Annotated in this window: 15 protein-coding genes; 4 read left to right on the forward strand and 11 right to left on the reverse strand. The window is 52.0% G+C overall.

The genetic code is table 11. The features are described from left to right. Positions 1-197 precede the first annotated feature (197 nt). On the forward strand, positions 198-1,034 hold the full coding sequence (locus ACQUQM_RS10765; RefSeq protein WP_432474500.1) for a universal stress protein: 837 nt from the start codon (positions 198-200) through the stop codon (positions 1,032-1,034). A 227-nt stretch (positions 1,035-1,261) separates the two neighbouring features. Here ACQUQM_RS10765 and qhpG read toward each other — a convergent pair whose 3' ends face one another. The 7 genes from qhpG to peaA all read right to left on the reverse strand — a co-directional run bounded on the left by qhpG (position 1,262) and on the right by peaA (position 9,871). Further along, entirely contained in the window at positions 1,262-2,620 is a 1,359-nt protein-coding gene (qhpG, locus tag ACQUQM_RS10770) for a flavin-dependent monooxygenase QhpG (protein ID WP_432474501.1), read from the reverse strand. Beyond that, the gene (gene qhpE / locus ACQUQM_RS10775) at positions 2,617-3,360 is read right to left on the reverse strand and encodes a subtilisin-like serine protease QhpE (protein ID WP_432474502.1); all 744 of its coding nucleotides are present in this window, start codon (positions 3,358-3,360) and stop codon (positions 2,617-2,619) included. The genes qhpG and qhpE overlap by 4 nt, the downstream gene beginning before the upstream one ends. Continuing rightward, positions 3,357-5,093, reverse strand: a complete 1,737-nt coding sequence (locus ACQUQM_RS10780) for an ABC transporter ATP-binding protein (RefSeq protein WP_432474503.1) — start codon at positions 5,091-5,093, stop codon at positions 3,357-3,359. Before ACQUQM_RS10780 ends, qhpE begins: the two co-directional genes overlap by 4 nt. Before the next feature lie 169 nt (positions 5,094-5,262). Then, on the reverse strand, positions 5,263-6,411 hold the full coding sequence (gene peaD, locus ACQUQM_RS10785) for a quinohemoprotein amine dehydrogenase subunit beta (RefSeq protein ID WP_432474504.1): 1,149 nt from the start codon (positions 6,409-6,411) through the stop codon (positions 5,263-5,265). An 11-nt stretch (positions 6,412-6,422) separates the two neighbouring features. Next, positions 6,423-6,749, reverse strand: a complete 327-nt coding sequence (gene qhpC / locus ACQUQM_RS10790) for a quinohemoprotein amine dehydrogenase subunit gamma (protein ID WP_432474505.1) — start codon at positions 6,747-6,749, stop codon at positions 6,423-6,425. A gap of 3 nt (positions 6,750-6,752) precedes the next feature. Next, entirely contained in the window at positions 6,753-8,198 is a 1,446-nt protein-coding gene (peaB, locus tag ACQUQM_RS10795) for a quinohemoprotein amine dehydrogenase maturation protein (RefSeq protein ID WP_432474506.1), read from the reverse strand. A gap of 77 nt (positions 8,199-8,275) precedes the next feature. Beyond that, positions 8,276-9,871 carry a quinohemoprotein amine dehydrogenase subunit alpha gene (peaA, locus tag ACQUQM_RS10800; protein WP_432474507.1) on the reverse strand — a complete coding sequence of 532 codons (1,596 nt, stop codon included), beginning with the start codon at positions 9,869-9,871 and terminating at the stop codon, positions 8,276-8,278. Between the two features lie 421 nt (positions 9,872-10,292). Here peaA and torR point away from each other — a divergent pair, with 421 nt between their 5' ends. Beyond that, positions 10,293-11,018, forward strand: coding sequence for a two-component system response regulator TorR (gene torR, locus ACQUQM_RS10805; protein WP_432474508.1), 726 nt, complete (start codon positions 10,293-10,295; stop codon positions 11,016-11,018). Between the two features lie 3 nt (positions 11,019-11,021). Further along, positions 11,022-17,459, forward strand: coding sequence for an AAA family ATPase (locus ACQUQM_RS10810; RefSeq protein ID WP_432474509.1), 6,438 nt, complete (start codon positions 11,022-11,024; stop codon positions 17,457-17,459). A gap of 72 nt (positions 17,460-17,531) precedes the next feature. On the opposite strand, the gene ACQUQM_RS10815 is transcribed toward ACQUQM_RS10810, so the two are convergent. Together ACQUQM_RS10815 and ACQUQM_RS10820 are read right to left on the reverse strand one after the other, a co-directional pair. Next, complete coding sequence (locus tag ACQUQM_RS10815) at positions 17,532-18,584, reverse strand: alkene reductase (RefSeq protein WP_432474510.1); 1,053 nt, start codon at positions 18,582-18,584, stop codon at positions 17,532-17,534. Positions 18,585-18,657: 73 nt separating this feature from the next. Then, positions 18,658-19,188, reverse strand: a complete 531-nt coding sequence (locus tag ACQUQM_RS10820; protein ID WP_432474511.1) for a peroxiredoxin-like family protein — start codon at positions 19,186-19,188, stop codon at positions 18,658-18,660. Between the two features lie 144 nt (positions 19,189-19,332). Here ACQUQM_RS10820 and ACQUQM_RS10825 point away from each other — a divergent pair, with 144 nt between their 5' ends. Then, positions 19,333-20,229 carry a LysR family transcriptional regulator gene (locus ACQUQM_RS10825; RefSeq protein WP_432474512.1) on the forward strand — a complete coding sequence of 299 codons (897 nt, stop codon included), beginning with the start codon at positions 19,333-19,335 and terminating at the stop codon, positions 20,227-20,229. Positions 20,230-20,331: 102 nt separating this feature from the next. On the opposite strand, the gene ACQUQM_RS10830 is transcribed toward ACQUQM_RS10825, so the two are convergent. Together ACQUQM_RS10830 and ACQUQM_RS10835 are read right to left on the reverse strand one after the other, a co-directional pair. Next, positions 20,332-21,741: an aldehyde dehydrogenase family protein gene (locus ACQUQM_RS10830; protein WP_432474513.1), complete on the reverse strand. Its 1,410-nt coding sequence runs from the start codon at positions 21,739-21,741 to the stop codon at positions 20,332-20,334. Positions 21,742-21,813: 72 nt separating this feature from the next. Next, the gene (locus ACQUQM_RS10835) at positions 21,814-23,133 is read right to left on the reverse strand and encodes a hypothetical protein (protein ID WP_432474514.1); all 1,320 of its coding nucleotides are present in this window, start codon (positions 23,131-23,133) and stop codon (positions 21,814-21,816) included. Positions 23,134-23,813 lie beyond the last annotated feature (680 nt).

Raw genomic sequence — 23,813 nt, forward strand, 5'->3', positions numbered from 1 at the left:
ATTCACGCACTGGTAGCTCTTACCGGCGTCACTCCCGGCTTACCTGATTATTGCTTCCATTAAGCTTCTGACAAGCGTGGCAGCTCTGGTCTGTTTCGTATTTCCGAACCGCAGTAGCACTCACCATGCTGCCGCATATGCAATTCTTATAAAGGGCCTGTAAATAGCCGGGCACCGACCTCCCAAGGAGGTATCCCATGTTATTCAACAAACGTATTCTTGTGGTACTTGATGGCGGGAAGCACTGTATTAATGCCATCAACCGCGCACGAACAATGGCTTCAAAAACAGGCTGTGAGCTGGAGTTTTTATGGTTTGGAGACCCCTCTGACTGGCACACTGTCGAGGAAAAAATCTGTGCCCTTGATAACTCCTGCCAGATCTACCGACAAGCCAGTACTACACAGGTGCTTGATACCGTTCAACAACTCTGGCAAGAAGATCATTTCGCCTTATTGGTTAAGGGTTCTGATCCGCGGCACAATAGCCAGTCACTTTTAACACCGACCGATTGGCAGCTACTCAGGAAAACGCCCTGTCCAATATTACTGGTGAAGCGGCAACAATCCTGGAGCAGTGGTAATATTCTGGCCGCAATTAACCCCCTCAGTAGCAAGGAGCACCAGTTAAAACATGACCGGAGCGTGCTGATGCTGGCAGCATTTATCGCTCGGCAAGAGGATGCAAGTTTGCAAGCGGTTGTCGCTACAGAATCACCAATGCAGTTAGCGGATCCCGAATTTATGGTGCCAGAATTAATTAAGAAACGGGCGCGTACTGCAGCAGATACGATGCTTACTGATATGAACCTGACGACGCTGCCGTTGCATATAGGTGAAGGGCCGGCGGAATACTGGATCGCACAGGTAGCAGGCGAACAAGAAGCAGCCCTGATTGTTATCAGTTCACGCGCCCGCAGCGGAATCAAAGGTGCTTTGTTGGGTAATACCGCCGAACAGATACTGGATCGTCTCGACACCGATGTACTGGTACTACGGCCTGGTTTAGCTGAACAGATGCCTATGTATCATTAAGAGCAGTTGCTAGAACGGAAGGCAAGCCTTCCTGCTAGTGGCTAGAAAAAGCAAAACCATTCTTAATGCCTCAGGTGGGTGAGTCATAAGCTTTGACGTTCTTTCAAGTTCGTCTTACAAAGAACTATCCTTAAAAGCCATACGGCAGTATTTTAGAAGGCTGTTAAGATTTTTCTAGCTACTAGCAAGTTGCGCAGCAACGTTCTGGCTAGCGGCGCAGCCGCGGTCTAGCAACTCTCTTTTCGCAACCAGTTATTCTGATTTAACCACCGCGTCATTCCCGAAGCCATTTCAGCGTTCATACCCAACTGTTTCTGCAGACAAGTTTCAGTGCTCTCATCTGCCAGCCTGCTGTTCAGCGCTAAAACGACTTTCGCCATCGGAATGCCGTTGAGATGCCAAATGCCTAGCGGCTGATCGTTGGTAGTCACCACTTCCTGTTCTTCGATCAGCCCGTTGCTCACTACCGGCAATGTGACGACTTCAAGGGAGTCAGGATCGGTGTCCTGATGCAGAGGTTTGCTATCGGGCCAGCCGCGTCTGGCTGCCCAGAAGCTGTTATCCCACCAGCGCTCTTCGGACGCGTAGAAGTCGCGGCCAATGCGAGCAAAGCGATAGAACAGGTGATCGACCCGTTGCTGGTAGAACTGCTTAGCCAGCTGCGCTTTTTGCGGTTGCTTAATCAGCGTATTGATCACGGCTGGCGCCTGCAGGGCACTGGACAGAGCCTGAAAGATGCCGTTGCCGGACAGCGGATCGACCGCCATTGCTGCATCCCCTACCCTGATCCAGTTATCACCCACCGCCTCACGACAGAGTATCGGGGTGCTGGTACGGGCATGGATAATGCCGGTCGCATGAGCATTTTCGAGAAAGGGTTGGGCGCTGGATAAGGTACTTAAAATAGAATTACAGTGATCGACCAGTTGCGCCTTATCCGGCAGGTCTGCACTGGCAACATCGAAAGTCAGCTGCAGGTAGCGGGTGCCATCTGACCAGGCAGCCATCCAGGCCCAACCATCCTCAAAGCTTTCAGCTGCCGATTGCGGTGTGCAGGGCTCGCCCTGCCAATACTGCAGCAGGGATACGGTTTCAGTACCGCGCAGTCGGTCCAGCCCTGCTCCGGGGGCACTACGGCCTCGGGCTTCCACCAGAAAGTCAGCTGCAACAGCGGCATCCTTATCGGCACCTTCAGAAGAATCCTTTAGCGCCACCTCATAACCATTACCACGGGAAATGATTTTACCAGCCCGAGCACTGATTACTTCGACTTCAGCAGCCAGCAGATCCTGCACTATGCCCTGATCCAGTTCACTGCGGTTTATCAGTCGCTCGGTATTGGCACTATTGGTCGCGCCGTTCCAGCTGGCGTTACGCGGGGACGGCGCAGGCAGGTTTGCCAATGCCAGCTCGAAGCCCGCATTACGCAGTCCTTCGACCACCCGATCAGAGATCCCCTCTACGGCTTTAAAAGGACGTGGCTCGGCGATAACGGTTACCTTATAGCCAAGGCGTTTCAGCCCGAGGGCCGTGGCACCACCTGCTGGCCCGCCTCCAAGAACAACAATATGATCTGAGTTACTCATCCGTTTTGATCTCCACTGTTCTGCTTTCCATCTGTCTGAACTCCATCTGGCTCGGAGATAGGAAAACGCACTTCTGCACCAAAAAACTCCGCCTGCTGTTGTAACCAATCATTCACAGCAGCAGGATCAGAATCGCCACCCTCCGTCAGGTAACGTGCAATATGGCCACTCATCTGAGCACAGCCAGCGCTGGCACCAACCACTCCATTACGCCCCTGAACATAGCCGCCGAAATCCGCATATTGCGTTTTCAGACAGGAGATCTGGGGTTTACTGCAGCGGGCATCTCCGGTCATACGGAACACTCCGGGGTATGACGCAGGGTAAACAGGATCACCCCGTGCGGGTGTTGAAGCGCAAACAATTATGCCCGCAGCTACAGCCTTTTCGCAGGCGTAGCGCAGGGCGTCACGGTCACTGCGCAGACCCAGGCTCATATTGATCACATCAACCTTCTGTTCCACCAGCCAGTCGATAGCGGCGGCGACCTGTACCGCAGTAGTGGTCAGACGCTCAGTAAATATCTGGGCAATCACGAATTCTGCCTGCGGTGCTTGCCCCGCAACTATTTCGAGAATAGCCGAGCCGTGACCGAGACTATCCTCAGTCACCAGCCCCTGCTCTACGCCGTTATCGCCATAACGAAATGCTTTAGAGGACACTACCCGCTCGGTGCCCATCGGCGGCGATTGCCTGAAGCCATAGCCGCTATCGACGATTCCAACAGTTACTTTTTTCATCGTCCGGCTTCCTCCGCTATAGAGCCGCCCTGTGTCAGTTGCCCCTGATTAAGCTGAATAATCATGTCTGCCGCACTCAAAGTGGAGGCGCGGTGACTGATCAGAATGCGGGTACGCCCGGCAAATAAACGATCGACATTGCGGATCACTTCCGCTTCTGTGGCTTCATCCACCGCTGAGGTCGCTTCATCGAGAATAAGGATAACCGGTTGCTGCAGAATCGCCCGGGCGATAGCGACCCGTTGCTTTTGCCCCCCTGACAGCTGACTGCCCCGCTCGCCCAATGGCGTATCCAGTCCCATCGGCAAAGTGCTAACCAGTTCATTCAGCTGCGCTTGCCCGACTGCTTCAGCAACCTGAGCATCACTCGCTTCAGGCGCGGCATAACGAATATTTTCAGCCAGAGTACCGCGGAACATAGTGATATCCTGACTCACCAGGGCAACCCGTTTACGCAGCTCCAGCGGTGCCAGATGTTTAAGGTCGATACCGTCGATCAGGATGCGGCCATGATCGGGATCGTAGTACCGCATCAGCAGATCGATAACGGTGGACTTACCCGCCCCGGACGGACCACTCAGGGCGATACTTTTACCGGCAGGGAAATGCACACTGGCAAGCTTCAGGATCGGATCTTCACGATCGCGGTAACGAAAAGAAACCTGTTCATAACGAATATCACCACTGATATCAGCCGGCAACGTTACTGGGGCTTCCGGCGCTGTAATATCCGGTTCAGCCCGACGAAGTTCCATCACCCGATCCAGACTGACAGACATCCGCTGGATTGCGACATACAGTCCCAGCAGGCTCTGTACCGGCCCCGTAGCCATCCCCAGATAGGTAGAGAAAGCGATCAGCGAACCCAGCTGCCACTGCCCCTCGATCACCCAGTAGCCTCCGATAAGGAAGGCCGAAGCTCGGGTCAGAGAAGTTAATGTACCCGGCACCGCCTGGGTAAAGAATTCGGTAACCTGCAGTTTCAGCAGATCACGCAGATAATGGTCGCCCAGCCCGTTCAGTTTGCGCGATTCACGCTCTTCCTGAGACACCGACTGGATAAATTTCATCGCTGGCAGGGTTTCCACCAGGAAAGAACTCAGGTCTGCTGAACGTTCACGAATAACCCGGGCCTGACGCTCGACTTTACGCCGCATCCAGCGCAACCATAGTATTTCCAACGGAATCAGGATAACCACCAGCAGAGACAGCTTCCAGGACAGAGTCACCAGTAACACCAGCGCGCCGACTAAACCCAGTATGCTGCTGACAGCTGAGAACATACTGTCCACCGCAAAGCGCTGAATCTGTGATACATCACCATCCAAACGGGACAGAATATCGCCTATCCGACGACCGCCGTAAAACTGTGGGGAAAGGGTTTGCAGATGTTGATACAGATGTTCCCGCAGGGAGAACAGAATCTTGCCGGACAAGCGGGTATGCAGGTAGCGGTTAACACCAGACAGCGCGGTACTGATAATGCCGACAAAAATCATCGCCACGGCCATTGTGACTAACATGCCATAGTCTTTGGCCAGCAGTCCGTCGTCGATCAGCAGCTTGGTCAGCCAGGGCTGCAACAGCACCAGGCCTGAGGCAAACACCGACAACGCCAACAGACCAGCTATCGCTTTTGTCTGCGGCTTTACAAAAGTGTAGAGCCAACGAAATGCATCTTCTAAACGATTTCTGTCTTGGCCATCAATTGCGGCGCTTAACCATTTGAACATCTTGTACTCTTATTTTTATTATCAGTTATTTTTATTATCAGTTACAAAGCACAAAAGGGCTGTCTTGCGACAGCCCTTTCCTGGCTCTGACCCTTTAACATTACCGGTTAAAACTGACCGGCCCGAGCCATTAGGGATTACCCTTACTTATATCTCTAAGTTACACCCCTTACAGCAAGCGTGCAATACGCAGATCGGAAGTCGACATATCACCGCTCAGCTGGATCGAACCGATCTTTTCCAGGGTGTCCGGATCATGGATCGAAATGTCGCTGGAAGTACCGCCAATATAGATAGTCCGGTTACGGTCCATATTGAGGTTGTAGTATGTATGCTCCAGATCCTGCACCCCAACAGTCTTGTTCTGACTGATATCGTGCTTGGACAGCTGGTTGAAAGCTCCATACAGGATATTGCTGTCCAGCGGATCAGTAATCCAGTTGAACACAATAAACTCAAACGGTACGGTTTCCCGCTCATCCACTTCACCGGTGGCCACATCGATACGGCTCATGCCCCACCAGAACTCGGCCTGCTCCATATCGCCGGGCGCTCCGTTCCACTTAATAGTGAAGTACGGCATGATGTATTCGCCAACATGCTCACCCTGGGTAAACATTGCAAAAGCATCGGGTGGTATCCAGTCGGCACCACGAGCCCAGTTCTGCAGGGCACTCAGCACCCGGGTATCACCGTTTGCAGGATTGATCGCTTTGAGGTCCGCACCACCCAGAATCACTTCTCCATTTTCCATGGTCATGATCTTGGTAATACGGCGGTCAACCGGGAAAGTACGCACCGCTTTAGCATCTAAACCGTCTGCTGTGTTGAAGACTGCCAGTCGTGGCTCCAGCACTTCATAACGGTCATTCAGCTTACGGGTCGGATTCTGTACCGTGTACAGCTCCTTACCATCACCACTAATCGCCAGTGAAACAAAGGTTTTCACCTTCTCACCGTTCTGTGACTGCTTAGCTGAGAAGAGAATGTCGCAGTTGGTGATATCGAAACCGTAGACATCTTCAGCACCATTTGTCAGGACATAGGCGATACGGCCATCCGGAGAAGGTTGTACCGAACCACTACCGAAGGTTCCGGGCACATCACAGCTACGCAGAACCTGCTTGGTTTCAGTATCGATCACATGCAGCTGATTCGGGCGGGTGACTGTCAGCAGGTATTCGTGACCACCGGCCTTCATACCATTCAACGCTGAGCCCTGGTTACCGTTCGGATTCATCGCACAACCGGACATCAGCGCCACAGTGCCTGCAGCACCCAGCAACGCTGCCGCTTTAAACATTTTTGTAAATTTCATCTGCGGCTCCGTTACTTCTGTTCTTCTGGGAAGATGCCATCCAGCTTGCGCCAGTCTTCATTGGCTTTAGCTACATCCTTGGACCATTCAGGGTACTGGCTCATAGTGTCCGGTACCTGAGCCGGCCACCAGCAGGCATCGGCACAACCGTACAGATCTGATTCCATCGGCTGGCACAAAGAACCCAGCCCGCCGAACGGGTCAACTTCCCAGCCCGGATCGTTGGTGGAGGTACAGCCTACGACAGACTGCATCGCTACGACCTCTTCCACTTCATTCGGTGAAGTAGCCTGGTCGAGCATTTTCGCTTTCTTGTTAAACGACTTGAGATGTTTCATTACTTAAGCTCCTCGTCTGGGAGTCACATGGGCTTCAAAAAAGCCCGGATTCTCTAGCATGATGCGGGTGTACGCTTCCACTCCGAAGTCGACCCAGTCTCGCAACAGGTCGCAGTAATGGTAGGAAGGTACGGTGGCATCACCGTATTTGGCATAACTTTCGTGATAACAACCGCCGGAACAGATATTGCGGATACGACAGGTTTCGCAGCCGGTTTCGGTACGATCCAGCCGGGTTTCAACAAACTCCGCCAGCGCAGGCTTATCCAGCCCTTCGCTGACATCGCCGAACAATTCCTGGTCAGAACCGGTGAAACGGTGACAGAGATTGATGCCGCCTTTGGTATCTACCGCCAGCAAACCAACACCGGCACCACAAGGCAGCTGTTTCTTATTGCCTTCGTGGATATCGGTCATCAGCATATGCATGTTGCCGTAACCCATATTGCGGTTTTCCAGCGCCGCTTCTAGATACTTCTGACCCAGCCGTTTCATACCGGCAAAGACTTCTGTCATCTCTTCAGCCGTAAGGTTGAATGAGGTGATATCACCGGAGGTTACCGGGCCAAAACCTACTTCAGCAAAGCCGAGATCGTGATACAGGTGCTCAAATATCGCTTCAACGTCGGTAATCCCCCGGGTCAGCGTGACCCGACAACCCACCGGACGTGATGTATAGCGGGACAGCAGCATCTGAGTCTTTTGTTTCACTACCTCATAGGTACCCTGACCGCCAACCGTAATCCGGTTCTTATCGTGCATCGCCTTAGGCCCGTCCATCGAGATGGTCAGACCGAAACGGTGCTCGTTGAACCAGTCCACCAACTGCTCATTGAGCATGGTGGCGTTAGTGGTCATAGTGAAGCTGACATCGGCTTCCAGATCCGCAAACCGTTCCTCGCAATAAGCCACCACATTACGGATCAGTGGCATATTGGTAAGCGGCTCGCCGCCGAAGAACACGACATTGTACTGACGCTGGTCGGGAGACTCTTTAAGCATCATCTCCACCGACTGCACTGCTGTTTCGTAGCTCATCTTGTCACCCTCAGACGGGGTGGTCAGATCTTCTTTGTAACAGTAGGTACAGCTCAGGTTACAACCGGTATTGGTATTCAGTACGATAGTGGTCAGCGGAAACTGGGTAACCGGTTTCGGCTCGATATTAATCTGCGCTTTATTAGCCGCGACACTCCCGGCATCCGCGACGATCTTGAGGGTCTTGAACTCCTCCAGGGTATCCACCACATCACCGGCATTGAAACGGCCATCAAACCGTTCGCGGATCTGTGGTGCAGACACTTCCTGTTGATCCGAAAACAGCTCGATCAGCTCCCGGCTCAGCTCATCCAGTTCAAACAAACTACTTGTAGGAACATGGAACAGCATCCGCCGCGCCTCTACATCCACCAGATGCAGATTAGGTTTTACCAGAGTTAAAGATCCCATATCAGCCTCATCTTCTTGTTATTGGCCCAGGCTTTTCGCAAAGGTCTGTTATTGGCAGTTGTTATCAGCTGAACTGATTACTGAATCGCCCGTTTGATAAAGACAGGTACAGTCACCAGCAGATGGGCATCACCCTCGACCGCATTGTCGCCATCGATAACCTGCGCAACCACTTTCAGATTACCCACGTTATTGGTCGACATCTTACGCTCGGGGTTAAGGCCGGCATCACCCGGTGTGAAGACACCGTTACCATCGATAGCCCCTGCATATTGCAGATCATTATCATGCTCCGCGACTTCATCAAATGGCTGCAATGACCACTGGGCTGGCATATAACCCAGACGCATATCGTCTTCGGTACCCGGCTTACCATCTGCGCCGGCACTGAATGCCAGGGCACGGTAGGTCGATTTCATTTTAGGGATCTTGCCGCCGTTGCCGCCAACACGGGCGATCGACTCATTTGGCATAACTTGTACCGCAGCAACAGAGTCATACACCGCCAGCTGAGCAGACGCTTTAGTGTTACCCACTGCTACACTGCGCAGACCAACCGAAGCATTGGCCGATGCTTTAGCCAGTACCACCACACGATCAGCATCACGGGACAGCACTTTAATTACCTGTACGCCATTACCCAGGGAAACATTGCCCTTCAGGCCGCTGCCGATAATAGTGATTTGTTGCTGCCCGCCCTGCTTAATCGCAGATGGCGACAGCGCCACGATAGCCTTACCGCTGACCGCTTTCAGCTCGCCGCCGATCTCATCATGAGCGGTCTGGAACATACGTCCGGTCAGGCTTGAACCATCTTCCGATGCCGCCAGTACCTGGCGCATTTTGACGCCATCGACTGTCAGACTGGCACGCCACTCATAACCGGCAAATACTTTCGCATTACCACTGCCCTGCAGCGGAGTACCATCGGCATAGTGCCCTTGCATGGTCAGGGAGAAATTATCTTTAGACGTTTTTGTGACATTCAGAGTAGCGCTGTAATCCCCCTTACCCGGCATAAAGCCAGCAACACTCCAGCTACCAGCCAGTTCCGGCTTAGCCATCTGCTGCCACTTTTTCCAGGCCGGATCATTGAAGGCATAGTCGGCTGCCAGCTTCGGCGCTACGTCGTTATAGGCGATGTCATACCAGGAACGATCCCGCGCCAGTGCGTGCAACTCGGTGGTCGGGTTAATCGCCATATGCGTGTTTACATGTAACTTCCACTCACCTTCGGTACGGCGTTGCAGGCCGAAACGGGCATTGGAGTGACAACGGGCACACATCTCGACGTAAGCCGGATCAACGTCTTCTACAACGTTTGGCTTCTGCTCCAGTACATAGCGGTGCGGTGCAGTTTCGGAAGGCGCCAGGCCCTGGGTATCTGAAAGATATTTAACCACCGCCTGAACTTCGTCACCTGAGATCACCAGCCCGTTAAGACGCTGCATACGATTGATCGTCATATGCCAGCCTTCTGGTGTCTTGCGCTGCTGGCTGATACGGGAGAAAGGCGCTTCCGGGTCCCCTGTCTGGGTATGACAAAGCAGACACTTATCACGTAGAACACTCTCACCATCCGCAGCCGATGACGCCGCCGGGGTCAGCATAGCCCCCATCAGAGCCAGTGCGCCGCCGGTGAGCAGCGCCCGCTTGGATTTATTATTATTCAAGGCCAATCACTCCTGTAAGAATTATTTTCGCAGCACCCGAGTCCATCTCAGTAATGGAGTCGATGCAGGCCCTTGTCTTATTTTTATGCTCAACCTTATGGTTGATGCAATCTAAATTACCTTTGCGGTGTAAATGAATTTCCGTTGTTTTGTGCTAAGTTGTATGCAGATGTAACGAGATGTAACGAACAAAGCATCAATATATATGTAAGCTTTTGATTTAAGAAGTTAAATACCTACACTAACCACAAACAAGCATGTCAGGGAGTGTTACTTTTATCCCATAGGCGCTGTTGCTAGACTCAGTCACAGCATGACCTATACAGTGCAAAAAGATAAGTACGACGAAATAAGAAAACCCTGAGAAGTAATGAACGGTGTTCATTCGATAATGACAATAAAAACCACAAAAGCAGACGCCATGAACAGTATTCCTGACAGCCCTCATATCCTTATCGTCGAAGATGATTTCGCATCCCGCTCACTGCTGGTCAGCTACTTTGAGAATGAAGGCTATCGGGTCAGCGAAACCGATAATGGAAACGACCTCTGTCAAAGGGTAATGAATGATGCTGTTGAGCTTGTTCTGCTGGACATCAACCTTCCCGGCAAAGATGGCCTGACCCTGACAAGGGAGCTGCGGGCACAATCCCGCGTTGGCATTATTCTGGTAACCAGTAAGGGCGACGAGATAGACCGTATTGTTGGCCTTGAACTAGGTGCTGATGATTACGTGACTAAACCCTTTAACCCCCGTGAATTGCTGGTCAGAACCAAGAACCTGCTATGGCGGGTAAATGAGCATCCGCAGCAGCAGAGTGCTGAGAACAATGGCTCACTGGTGCAGTTTGAAGGCTGGTCGCTGGACAGTAAAAAACGCCTGTTAACCGATCCGCAACAAGATTCTGAACGCCTGCCCGAAGGTGAATTTAAGCTGCTCCACTCCCTGATTACCAGTCCGGGACAGGTGCTCAGCAGGGATCAGCTGATGGACGCGATTCATGACCGGGAGTGGACCCCCAATGACCGCTCGGTCGATGTCATGGTGGGACGGCTGCGCCGCAAGCTGGGCGATAATCCGACCGATCCGCATTTTATTCTGACCGCCCATGGCGCAGGCTATATGTTTGCCGGTGAGATCAGCTGATCTATGCAAAATATGCAGCAACTGCCCGGTTATCACAGCCTTCACCTATTGCATCGTGGCCACAACTGCAGCGTAAGCAAAGCGATTCGCGACAGCGACCAGCAGCCGGTGATCATCAAGCAGCTCAATAGTGAGGCGATTACTCCGGAAGAGATCAGCCGCTTTGAGCATGAATTTGAGCTGCTCAACAGCACCGATGTCAGCGGCGTTATAAAGCCCCTGCTGCTGACCAGTATCGATAACCGCCCAACCCTGCTGTTTCCGGATCAGGGTGGTATCAGCCTGCGTCAGCTATTGCAGCAACAAACCTATAGCTGGGATCAGCTACTACCCATTGCGATTAACATCAGCAATCTTCTGGGGCGGCTCCATGGCGCCCGGATAATCCATAAAAAACTATCCCCGGATAATATCCTCTACCTGCCCGATAGCGGAGAAGTTCAGCTAATAGACTTCTCCCTGGCAACCCGTCTGACCCGGGAGCAAGCGAGCTGGAACGCCCAGCTGCTGATGCAGGAATCCCTGCTCTATATAGCGCCGGAACAGACCGGCAGGATCAACCGTCATATAGATTATCGCAGCGACTTCTACAGCCTTGGCGCCACCTTTTACGAACTGTTCACCGGCTGCCCGCCATTTAGCAGTAACGACCGCCTGCAACTGCTGCACAGCCATATAGCCAAACACCCGCAACCACCGCAGAAGGTCAATCATAAACTGCCTGAGATGCTGGGTCGGGTGATACTCAAGCTGCTGGCGAAGGACGCCTCGGAGCGTTATCAGTCCAGCTATGGGTTATCGCAAGACCTGCAGCGCTGCCTCGATTACTGGCAGCAACAACAGGATATTCCACTGTTTAATATCGCCCAGAAGGATATTTCAGAACACTTTGCCATACCCCAGCGCCTTTATGGCCGGGCCGCAACGATTCAGAAGTTACGCTACAGTTTCGATCGCGCAGCGCTGCAGCAACAGGAACTAATCTTTATTACCGGCTACGCAGGTGTCGGCAAATCAAGCCTGGTGCATGAGCTGCGGCACTATATCCATGAACAAAACGGCCGCTTTATCAGCGGTAAGTTCGACCAGTTCAAACGTAACCGCCCTTACTCGGCGATTTTCCATGCGCTGCAGGGGCTGGTGCGCCAGTTACTGACTGAAAATGAGCAGGAGATATCCCGCTATCGCACAGCGATTCTGAGTGCTCTGGGACAAAATGCCCAGGCCCTGATCCGGCTGGTACCGGAACTGGAGCTGGTGATTGGTAAACAGAGCGGAGCCCCCCGACTGTCGGCAACCGAAGAGCAAAACCGTTTTTCCAGGATGGTGCAATCGCTGCTGCAAGTGTTCGCGACACCTGAACGCCCGCTACTGCTGTTACTGGATGACCTGCACTGGGCCGATCTTGCCTCGTTCAGCCTGATTGAGGCCCTTGCCGGCAGTAATAACCTGCCTAACCTGTTGGTCATCGGCAGCTACCGGGATACTGAGGTGTCCGCCACCCATCCCCTGCGACGCAGTATTGAACGACTAAAAAACACCCCCTGCCAGCTCAGTGAGATAACACTGGAGCCACTCAACCAGAGCCAGGTGATCCGCCTCATTGCCGATACTTTGCGCTGTGAGCCGCAAAAGTGCGTAGCACTGGCCCAGATCTGTATGGAAAAAACCCAGGGCAACCCGTTCTTTCTGATTCAGTTCCTCTACTCACTGCACGATGAAGGGCTGATCTACTTCCGGCAACACAGCTGGCAATGGGACGAACATAGAATTCAGTCGCGGGAGATGACCGATAACGTTATCGATCTGATGGTCAGCAAGATCCAGAAGCTACCGCAGATCACCCAGCAGGCACTGCAGCTGGCCGCTTGTATTGGCAGTCCATTCAGGTTGCAAACCCTGGCTACTGTATTGCAGCACAGCGCTAAGAAAACCGCCGATAACCTGTGGGATGCGGTATCTGAAGGATTACTGATTCCACTGGACAGTCATTATACAGTCAGCGCAGGGCTCAAACCTAATGACCGACGCTATCGCTTTGTCCATGACCGGATCCAACAGGCAGCCTACTCACTGATTCCCCAATCCCAGCGACAAAACCTGCACCTGCAGATCGGCCAACTGTTACAACAACGCTTTCAGACCGAAGACAGCAGCAGTCCGGTATTTGAAATAGCCAATCATCTGAATACCGCCAGAGGCCTGATCAGGCAGCAGGAAGAGCTAACCGCACTGGCCCGACTCAACTGCCAGGCCGGCATCCGGGCGCTGGACTCAGCAGCCTTCGATGCAGCATTGGAATACCTGCAAACCGGAATAGAATTACTGCCGGAAGATTGCTGGCAAAGCCACTATCAGCTAAGCCTGTCACTCTATACCAGCTGCACTGAAGCGGCCTATATCAAAGCCAGTTTTGAGCAGATGAACAGCATGGCCGATCAGGTGATCAGGCATGCCGACAGTCTGCTCGATAAGGTCAGGGTCTACGAGATCCGAATTCAATCATTTATAGCCCGCAATCAGTTTGAGCAAGCGATGCAGGTCGCGTTACAGGTTCTGCAGATGCTGGGAGTCAACCTGCCACAAAGCCCGGGGAGGGTAGACACCTGGCAAGGTATTCTTCGTACCCAGTGGCTATTGCACCGACGCAACCGGGAACAGATTCTCAATGCCCCGACGATGGAAGATCCACACCATCTGGCGGCACTTTCGATTCTTGCCAGTATGTTTGGTGCGACAAAGTTTTCCAGTTCCAGCTTACGTCCCCTGGTGATGGCAAAAGAGGTCGAGTTGACCCTGAATCACGGCCTCACTGCGCACTCATCTATGGCCTTTGCCGGTTACGGCGGCATTTTATGCGGCCAATACCACGCGATCAATAAAGGGTATGAACTGGGTAAAATGGCGATGGAGCTGGATAAACGCCAGCCAGCCCGACTGGTGCAGCATAAAACTCTGTCGCTGTTTAATACCTATGTGCGGCATTGGAAGGAGCCGCTTGCCAATACCCTGGACTCCCTGCTCGAAGGGCACCAGATTGCACTGGACTGCGGCGATGTGGAATGGGGTAGCTACTGCCTCGCGGCGTATATCCAGTACGCATTCAGCCTCGGCAAAGACTTCACAGAACTGCAGCCGGAGCTGGAAAAGTATACCGACTCCCTGCGCCTGTGCGGCCAGAAACAGTCTGAACAATACTCGCTCCTGGCGTTGCAGGCGATCGATAACCTACGTGGTAATACAGAACAAGCAACCCAGCTGTTCGGCACTTTTTTCAGCCCGCAACTACTGGAAGAGAATCGTCAGGAAGATCACCGAACCGCAATCTCAATCTACCATTATTACAGCGCTGTACTGTGCTACCTGTTCAATGACTTTGAACAGGCCGCCTGGCACAGCGATGCCGGCACCCCTTACCTGCCTTATATCGGTGGTACTTATACCTCGCCCTGCTTTCAATTCTTCTCGGCGCTGTCCCAGCTGGCGCTGCTGCCGGGTACCAGTATTTTGCAACAGCCCCAAAAGCTGAAAAAGATCCGCAGCATACTGAAACGGTTTAAACGCTGGGCCAGACATTGCCCCGAAAACCACCTGCACTATGTCCAGCTGTTGCAAGCGGAGCTGCACCGTACTGGCAAACAGTACAGTAAAGCGATGAACTATTACGATGAGGCGATCGCCCTGGCCAGCGCTAACGGTTTTCACCTTATTGCAGCGATGGCCAATGAGATGGCCGGACGCTGTTATCTGGAATGGGGGAAGCAGAATATCGCCCGCACTTATCTCAATGAAGCCTGGGCCGGTTTCGAACGCCTGCAAGCCAGCGCAAAACTTCAGCACCTGAGCGAGCTATACCCGCAACAGTTCGGTAGCCGCAGCGATAAGCAGAGAGAAAACCTGTCGGAGACGGCAGCACAACAAGCGTCTCAGGAGGTCTCAAACCAGCATCTGGATATTATCTCAGTGATCCGTTCCTCCCAGGCGATATCCGATGAGATAGTACTGGAAAAACTGCTCGGACGACTGATGACCCTGGCTCTGGAAAGTGCCGGTGCACAACGGGCAATACTTATTCTGAAACAGAAGAACAATCTCTTTATCGAAGCAGAAACCGAGCTCGATAGCAGCCCACGCTTCTTTGACAACCAGGTTCTCGATGACAGCACTATTTTACCGGTCAGTGTTGTCCATTATGTCGCCCGGACCAAGGAAAACGTAGTACTGAGTAACGCCCACAGCCACGAAATGTTTATGCAGGATAGCTATATCCGTCAGCATAAACCCCGCTCCCTGCTCTGCATGCCAATCCTTTACCACAGCGAACTGACCGCGATTCTTTACCTGGAAAACAACGAGAGCCGCAATGTTTTTGACCGGACCCGGATGGAGACCCTGCAAATTCTCTCTGCCCAGGCCGCGATTTCTATCGAAAATGCCAAGCTGTACTCCAGCCTGGAGCATTCTGAACAGGAATACCGTTCGCTGTTCGAGAATACCGTCGAGGCGATCTTTCGGGCCAGCGCGCAGGGTCACTTTATCTCAGCGAATCCGGCATTGGCGGACCTGCTTGGCTACCCCTCTCCGGAACAGTTTTTAAGCGCTATCACCGATATCGGCAGTCAGTGCTTTGCCAAACCAGAGGACCTCAATCGCTTCCTCGCAGAACTGGCAGCAGATAACAGGGTGATCGGTTTTGAGACCCAATGGCTGCGCCAGGATGGCTCAACAGTGTATGTATCGATCTCTGCCCATCGCCAGCTTGATGATCAGGGAACAGCACTCTATTACGAAGGTTCGCTGAGCAACATCACCGAACGCAAAGCCAAAGAGAAAGCCGAACAGCAGCAGCGGGAAGCCCAGATCGGCCGACAACAAGCGGAAGCGGCGAGTCAGGCAAAATCTGAGTTTCTGGCCACCATGAGCCATGAGATCCGCACCCCGATGAACGGTATCCTGGGCATGGCCCAGCTACTCGACAGAGGTAACCTCAGCCAGGAACAGCAACAACAGGTACAGGCGATCTATCAGTCGGGTCAGTCACTGCTGTCGATTCTAAATGATGTGCTTGACTTCACTAAGGCAGAAGCCGGCCAGTCACAACTCGACCAGGCCCCCTTCTCGGTCCGTAAAGTGATTAATGAGCTGAACCTGATGCTGAAGCCGATGACGCAGGAGAAACAACTGCAGTTACAGCTGACCATCTCAGATCAGCTTCCGCAACGGGTACTGGGTGATCGGCGCAGCCTGGGTCAGGTACTGATGAACCTGTGCAGCAATGCGATAAAATTTACCGAACAGGGTTATATCCGTATCACGGTTTCCTGCCAGCAACATGATAACGTCGCTACAATCCGCTGTGAGGTGGAAGACAGCGGCATAGGTATTCCAGAGGAATCCCACAGCAGGATCTTCCAGCAGTTCTCCCAGGCCGATTCATCAATCACCCGACGCTACGGCGGTACCGGATTAGGGCTGGCAATCAGTAAACAGATTGTCGAAATTCAGCACGGAGAAATCGGCTTTAACAGTGAAGCCGATAAAGGCAGTCAGTTCTGGTTTGAAATCCCCTACTCCCTGCCTGATCCTGATCAGCAGGAACAGGAAAGCAGCCAGCAACCAGCCGGGCAGCAAGACGCTCTACGTATCCTGCTGGTCGAAGATACCGAGATAAACCAACAAGTAGCCAAAGGACTGCTGGAGAGCGACGGCCACAGTGTCGATATTGCTGCAGACGGTTTCAGCGCGCTCTCGCTACATAACCAGAACAGCTATGACCTGGTGCTGATGGACATCCACCTGCCGGATATGGACGGCATGGAAACCACCCGCAGAATGCGTACCCACAGCGACCCCGCTAAAGCGGATATCCGCATTATCGCGCTCACTGCAAGCATCACAGAAGCAGAGATCAATAACTACCACGCAGCGGGCATCGATGCCGTAATTGGCAAACCATTGCAGTTTGATGAGCTGCAGCAATTGATCGGTAAACCAACCACTGAAACTAATACCGTTCAGCCAGAGCCGGTAGCTGACCCGAGCATCACTGAAGCCAAACAGATTACAGAAGATAATCCAGATATGAGTACTGCAGAGAACAGCCAAACAGAGTCAGGAACGCTACTGGACCTGAACCTGATCGAACAACACTGCAGCATGCTGGGGCAGGAAAAATTCTCTACGCTGATCGGCCAACTACAGCGTCAAAGTGAAAGCCTGATCAATGACCTTGATACTGCCTGCCAGCAACAAAACCTGAAAGATATTGAACGCATCGCCCACCAACTGGCTGGTGCCGCCGCTAACTTCGGACTGGCAGCCCTCTCCCGCAGTTGTAAAGCACTCGAACAGGATCCGAACTCTATCACCCCGACAACAGCCGGGGAGTTGGAAAATCTGTTATTAATTAGTCTGGAAGAGATTAAGGAAGTCAGTGGCTAAGACTGAATTACTTCAACCGAGTAACTTCAACTAAGCTACTACAACTGATAGACCGATCCAGCCACTGTTTTATTAAACCAGGCTTTCAAGATGCGCTACGGTATATTCTGTCAGTGCCTGCTTCTTTCGGACCTTTTCCACATAATCAGGATTAGCAATCAAGGGCCGGCCAATGGCAATCATATCCGCATCACCATCCCTTAAAACCTGTCGTCCGCTATCTGCATCATAGCCTCCGTTTGCTATCACACGACCACGGTAAAGGCTGCGAATATACTGGGTGACAGTGCCATCCAGATGGGATTGATAGTTATCCTCGCTCATCCCGGTATGAATATAGGTAAGGTCGAAGCCGTTAAGCTGCTCCAGCAGGTAATCGAACACTTCCTTATCCCGCACATCGTGTTCAAGATGAAGGTATGCAACCGGAGACAAGCGAAGGCCAACATGGTCAATCTCCTGCTTTACAGCATCAATCACTTCAAACAACAGCCGTGACATATTTTCCCTACTACCGCCCCAGCCATCAGTCCGTCGGTTGGTATCCCAGTGCAAAAACTGATCCAGTAGATAGCCATTAGCTCCGTGTAATTCAACCCCGTCAAAACCTGCCTGCCGGGCATTTGCAGCGGCAGCAGCAAAGTCCTTAACCAGCTGTTTGATCTCAGTTTCGCTCATCTCCCTCGGCATGCCGTATTCCAGCCCCTCCGCCCTGGGCACTCGGCCAAGCAATTCAACTGCTGAAGGGGCTATCGGCATTTCACCTTTCAGATAAGCCGGATGGGATACCCGGCCGGTATGCCAGATCTGGGCAAAGATTCTGCCGCCATTTTCGTGTACTTTTTGGGTCACCTGCTGCCAACCAGTAACCTGTTCAGTAGTGAATAATCCGGGAGTATTTGGGTAGCCCTGCCCCAGCGGAGCGATCACAATCGCTTCACTTATAATCAGCCCAACATCTGCACGGCGTGCATAGTAGTCCGCCATTACCGAAGTGGGCACAAGCTCATCACTGGCCATGGAGCGGCTCATCGGAGCCATCACAATCCGGTTTTTCAATGCCAGAGAATTGCTCAGTCTGAATTCGCTGAGCAACAGATCTTTCGTTTCAAGTTCTTTATTCATATTATTTCCTGTATTGCTAAGATTGATGGGATATCGGCATCCACCAACCCTGTAGTGTTATTCTCAAGTACTTCTAGTAAGTTCCCCTGATCGGATAGTTATTGTCAGGGTTGCGGATAAAACCTATCCCTGACAACAGGACTTCCAGTTCCGGGCGGACAAAGGGACCGTTGGAGATATCGACTATCTGGACCTGTCCCTTTTCATTGATCACAAACAACCCCGGCTCGGCAAAGATATGGTCGGTTTCCTGCTCTGACCGTGGCTCTGAAATGTACAGGCCCAAAGCCTGCATCTGCTCAATGTTAAGGCTATAAGCTATTGGATAACTAACCTCCAGCTCCTCAAGGTGATTTTCCAGCTGGGTCTGGCTATCCGCTGATACGGCGATGATGTCTACCCCCAGCTTATTAAACTCAGGCTTCAGCTGCTCCAGCTGATTCAGATAACGGGTACATAACGGGCAGTGGCGGCCACGATAAACCACGACCATCTTCCAGTCGCAGCCCTGTTCCGGCATCCCCAGAATGGCTGAGCCGCCACCGATCAGCGGCAATTCGATTTCAGGGAATACAGCCCCGGCTTTGATTTTTTCTGCGTTCATAGCGATTTCTCAATTATTAATTCAACGTAACGAGCTTGGTTAGTTTCTATTAACCGATGAACAAATCTTAATCATTACTATTCCATCAGAGAACTATGATAAATTGCATACCAATCATTCGAATTTGGAATTATTGAGGCGATTGTGGATCAGCTAAGCGCTATGCGGGTATTTGTCAGGGTGGTTCAGACTGGTAGCTTCTCCGCCGTGGGCCGGGAAATGAATAGCAGCCAGGCCACTATCAGCAAAAAGGTTGCTGCGCTTGAAACCAGGCTTGGTGTGAAACTGCTCACCCGCAGTAGTCGTGATCACTCCCTGACAGAAGCGGGTGTTGAGTACTTTGAAAAGTGCCTGATCCTGCTGGCTGAGTTAGACGAAGTGGAAGCGCGGGTTCGATCCCAGGTCGCTTCGCCCCGGGGCGTTTTGAAAATAACTGCCCCTGTAGCTTTTGGGCGTCTGGTCCTGGCTTCGCTGATAAAGGATTTTCTGCTGCAGTTTCCGGATATACGGATCGACCTGTCCCTTAGCGATCGCCACGTTGACCTTATAGCAGAAGGTGTGGATATTGCGATCCGGGCCAGAAAGCTTGAAGACTCAACTCTGATTGCCCAGCCATTGTTTGACAATCCAATGTTACCAATTGCCAGTCCAGAGTATCTTGAAAGTCACGGCACACCACAACACCCCGATGACCTTAAAGAACATAATTGCATCCTGTATTCCCTGGCCAGAGAAGCCTATATATGGCGCTTCCACCAAGCGGATAAAACATTTTCAGTACCTGTCAGTGGCAATTTTCAGAGTGACAATGGCGATACTAATCTGGAAGTAGTCCTTTCAGGCCTGGGTATTACCCAGTTACCGATCTGGATGGTTGAAGAATACCTACAGACTGGCAAGCTTATCCGACTATTATCCGATTACGGAACAGATAGCATTCCCTTCAACGCCATCTACCCACAAAACCGCTACGTTCCCCTGAAGGTGCGCTGCTTTATCGATTTCCTTAAACAGAAACTGACGGAAAGAGGCCTGGTGTAACGAAAAAAGCCCCTCAATGAGGGGCACAAGAACTTCCGGTTAGAGAAGGAAGATAAAACTCCGGGATTGCCCTCCCGGCAGGGTGATCAACTCTTTACGTTTCTATTTATTGATATTTATTACTTGAGCGCTGGTATATTCCATCAGACCTTCCTGACCAAATTCGACACCGAAGCCGGACATCTTGCAGCCTCCGAATGGTGCGTATGGCAAAAGTTCTGCGTGGCCATTGATCCAGGCGGTACCGCATTCCAGGCGGGAAGCGACGTTGTGGGCCTGTTCTGTATCAGCAGACCATACAGAGCCACCCAGGCCGTTTTCACTGCCGTTGGCTCGCTTGATCGCGTCTTCCACATCGCTGTAACGAATCACCGGCAGTACCGGGCCAAACTGCTCCTCGTCGACCAGGCGAGTGCCGTCAGAAATGTCGGCAACGATAGTCGGCGGATAGAAGTAACCTTTACCTTCCAGCGGCGTACCACCGGTCAGGATACGGGCGCCATTGGCTTTAGCGTCTTCCACCAATTCATTCACCAGATTAAACTGATCGCGGTTCTGCACCGGGCCAAATGTCACACCCTCTTCCATACCGTTACCAACATTCTGCTGAGCTGCAACATCGGCCAGCTTTTCACATAACTCATCGTAGATAGAGTCATGTACATACAGACGTTTCAGGCAAGCACAGGTCTGCCCCATATTGAGGAATGAGGTCTGGAAAATACCTTCCGCAATGGCTGCAGGATCAGCATCCGGCAGCACGATACCTGCATCATTACCGCCCAGTTCAAGGGTCAGGCGTTTCAGGTTATCTGCAGCGCCACGCATTATGGTCTGGCCAGTTGGTGTCGAGCCGGTAAAGACGATCTTACGAATTCCAGGGTGTTTAGTAATGCCACTACCTATACCGCTCTCGCCAGTCACTACGTTGACCAGACCGGCAGGTGCGACTTCATTAATAATTTCCACCAGACGCAGGGTATTCAGCGGCGTCAGGCCGGAAGGTTTACACACTACGGAGTTACCGGAACGGATCGCCGGCATGATATGCCATACCGCAATCATTAAAGGCCAGTTCCATGGTGTGATAGAGCCAACAACACCCAACGGCTTGCGGTGTACTTCTACCCGCTTAGTATCGGAATCTTCCAGCACATCGACCGGCATCTCCAGATCAGCGGTGGCACGGGTCCAGGCGATTGCTCCACCGACCTCAGCCTGGGCCAGGAACAGCGGCTTGCCCTGCTCCCGCACGACGATTTCCGCCAGTTCCGCAGCATTCGCTTCGATCCGGTCTGCGATATCGTTCAGCAACTGTTTACGATCACCATGGGCAGAGAACTGCCAGCTCTCAAACGCCGTCTGCGCGGCAGATACCGCTTCATCCAACTGCTCAATAGTTGCTTGAGGACACTGTGCAACCAGTTCCTCATTTGCTGGATTAAGAACCGCAAAAGTACCAGCACCGCCGGCTACTTTCCGGCCATTAACAATCAGTGAATATTCTGTCATTCTTATATCCTCTCTATACCGAAATGCCGGATCACAGTGAGTGATCCGGCTTTATAATTATGTTGGTTGTAATCAGAACGGCACGATCGCCAGCAACTGGAAGTAAGTGTTATCGGATTGAGTATTCTGAGTAGCGTTGCTGCTGTCAGGTGAATAGATACCGACCAATGGGCTGATGATCAGGTGCTCATTAACCACCCACTCAGCGTACAGATCAATTTCCTGACCTTCAGAATTAGCGCCGAAGGTTGTTGAATCGCTGAAGTCAAAGTACATAGCACCCAGCGCCAACGTCTCAGCCGGGAAAAGCTTCAGTCCAACGTGTTGAATATCAGCAGATGACCCAAAAGGGCCGGCATAGTTTGCTGCTACTTCACCCTGGTACCAGGTACCGTAACCACGACTGAAACCGAAGAACAGGGAATCAAAACCATCATCGTAACTGGTGTATCTGTAGTTTACTGCAGGCGACCACGGCAGATCAGCAAAGGTCCAGCCAGCCTCTGCAGTCCAGGCATCGGTATCAACACCGCTACCACTCTCCTGCTGCACAAATTCAGCGTTCAGGAACAGGTTCTCGACACCAGCATTACCCTGATAGCGCAAGCTAAGAGTTTCCTGGCCATCCCGGTCATGACCCATACCCAAAACATCATCCTGCCCCAGGCCTTCCAGATACATTGCACCGAAGGTACCTTTATCGGTCACGTACTCAAGATTCAAACCAGCCATCTCAACATTAGACTGGCCATTGTTATCAGACTTAAACCAAAACAGATCGGAGCGCAAACCACTATCGCCACCCAACTTGAGCCAGAAGGTCTCATCAAATGCTTTGCGGGCAGCCAGCCAATAGGCTCCACCACGATCAGAAAGGTCGCCGGCAAAGTCACCCAGGTTAAGAGAGTCACCATTAACCAGGAAACCATCGCCAATTGAGATATTCTGACGGCCAAAAGAGACATCCACGCCATTCTCGCCCAGCGCCGGAATCATGTTGCCGGAACGCCAGCCAACATAGATATCTTCAAAATCAGTTTCGCGCTCATTACCGGTAGTATTACCACCCGCATCGCCATCACCAAAAGTACCAGAAGCCAGTACATTAACCGCACCGTAAACACTTGCCCCTTGATCGCTGTAACTGTGACTGCCGCTCAGGCCAGCTTTAATATAAGCCTCCTGCCAATCAGAGCTATCTCCCGATTTACCGAAGTAGTTCTCCTGGCTGCTAAACGTCCCGAAGATCGCTTCCACATCCAGGTTCAGCTCGGTACCATTTTCGCTGTGCAGGTTATAGGCTGATGCCGGCAACGCCGTCACAGCGGTCGCTGCAGCAACCGCCGCAGATAACAGATAGCCCGAAGCTTTCCGGCTAATAGTATTCTTCATCGTGATTTTTCCTCCGCGAAGCACGCGTTTTTCTTTTTTATAATTTTTGTCCGGTCTGGCCGTCTTGTCGCTCTCTGGTTATTGCCTCGTGCTGTACCTTAAATCCGGTGGCTGAAGCTGAAGGGGTTAGTTCAGTCACCGGATTTAAAGAACGATCAGGTACTGCATTGAGATTAACGGTGCGGTGTAAACCAGATACGCGGCAGATGTAGGGAGTTGTAGAAAAATGTAACGAGATGTAAGGGCGGGAATAGTTGCCGTTGCTCGTTGCTCGCCCGCAGCAAAGAGCGCTGCTTATTCGTAGCTCGAAAGAGCCTTCTTAATGCCTATGATAAGAACTGATAGTAAAACCTTTGTAAGGTAACTTTTTAGGGGGCAGTCCAGTTTCGTTGGTCATCGCACATCGATGCCCACAAAAGGAAAATAAAGAGCCCCGAGGCGAGTGTTACACGGGGCTCTTGTATTCTTGTCAGAACGGGTAACGCAGAGAGACTGTCACGCTGGAGTCATTCAGTTGCCGGTGTCCGAACAGGTAATTCAGTTCAAAACTGGCGTTAACATTTTCACTGAGCCGTGTATCAACCCCAAGGGTAATGTTGCCATATTGCTCGTCGCTGCTACTAACAGGATCATTGAGTTGCCAGACTGACGCTTACGACTGGCAGAGATCGGAAAAGCCC

Origin of the sequence: Amphritea sp. HPY (assembly GCF_050870985.1) — a bacterium.
Classification (GTDB): domain Bacteria; phylum Pseudomonadota; class Gammaproteobacteria; order Pseudomonadales; family Balneatricaceae; genus Amphritea.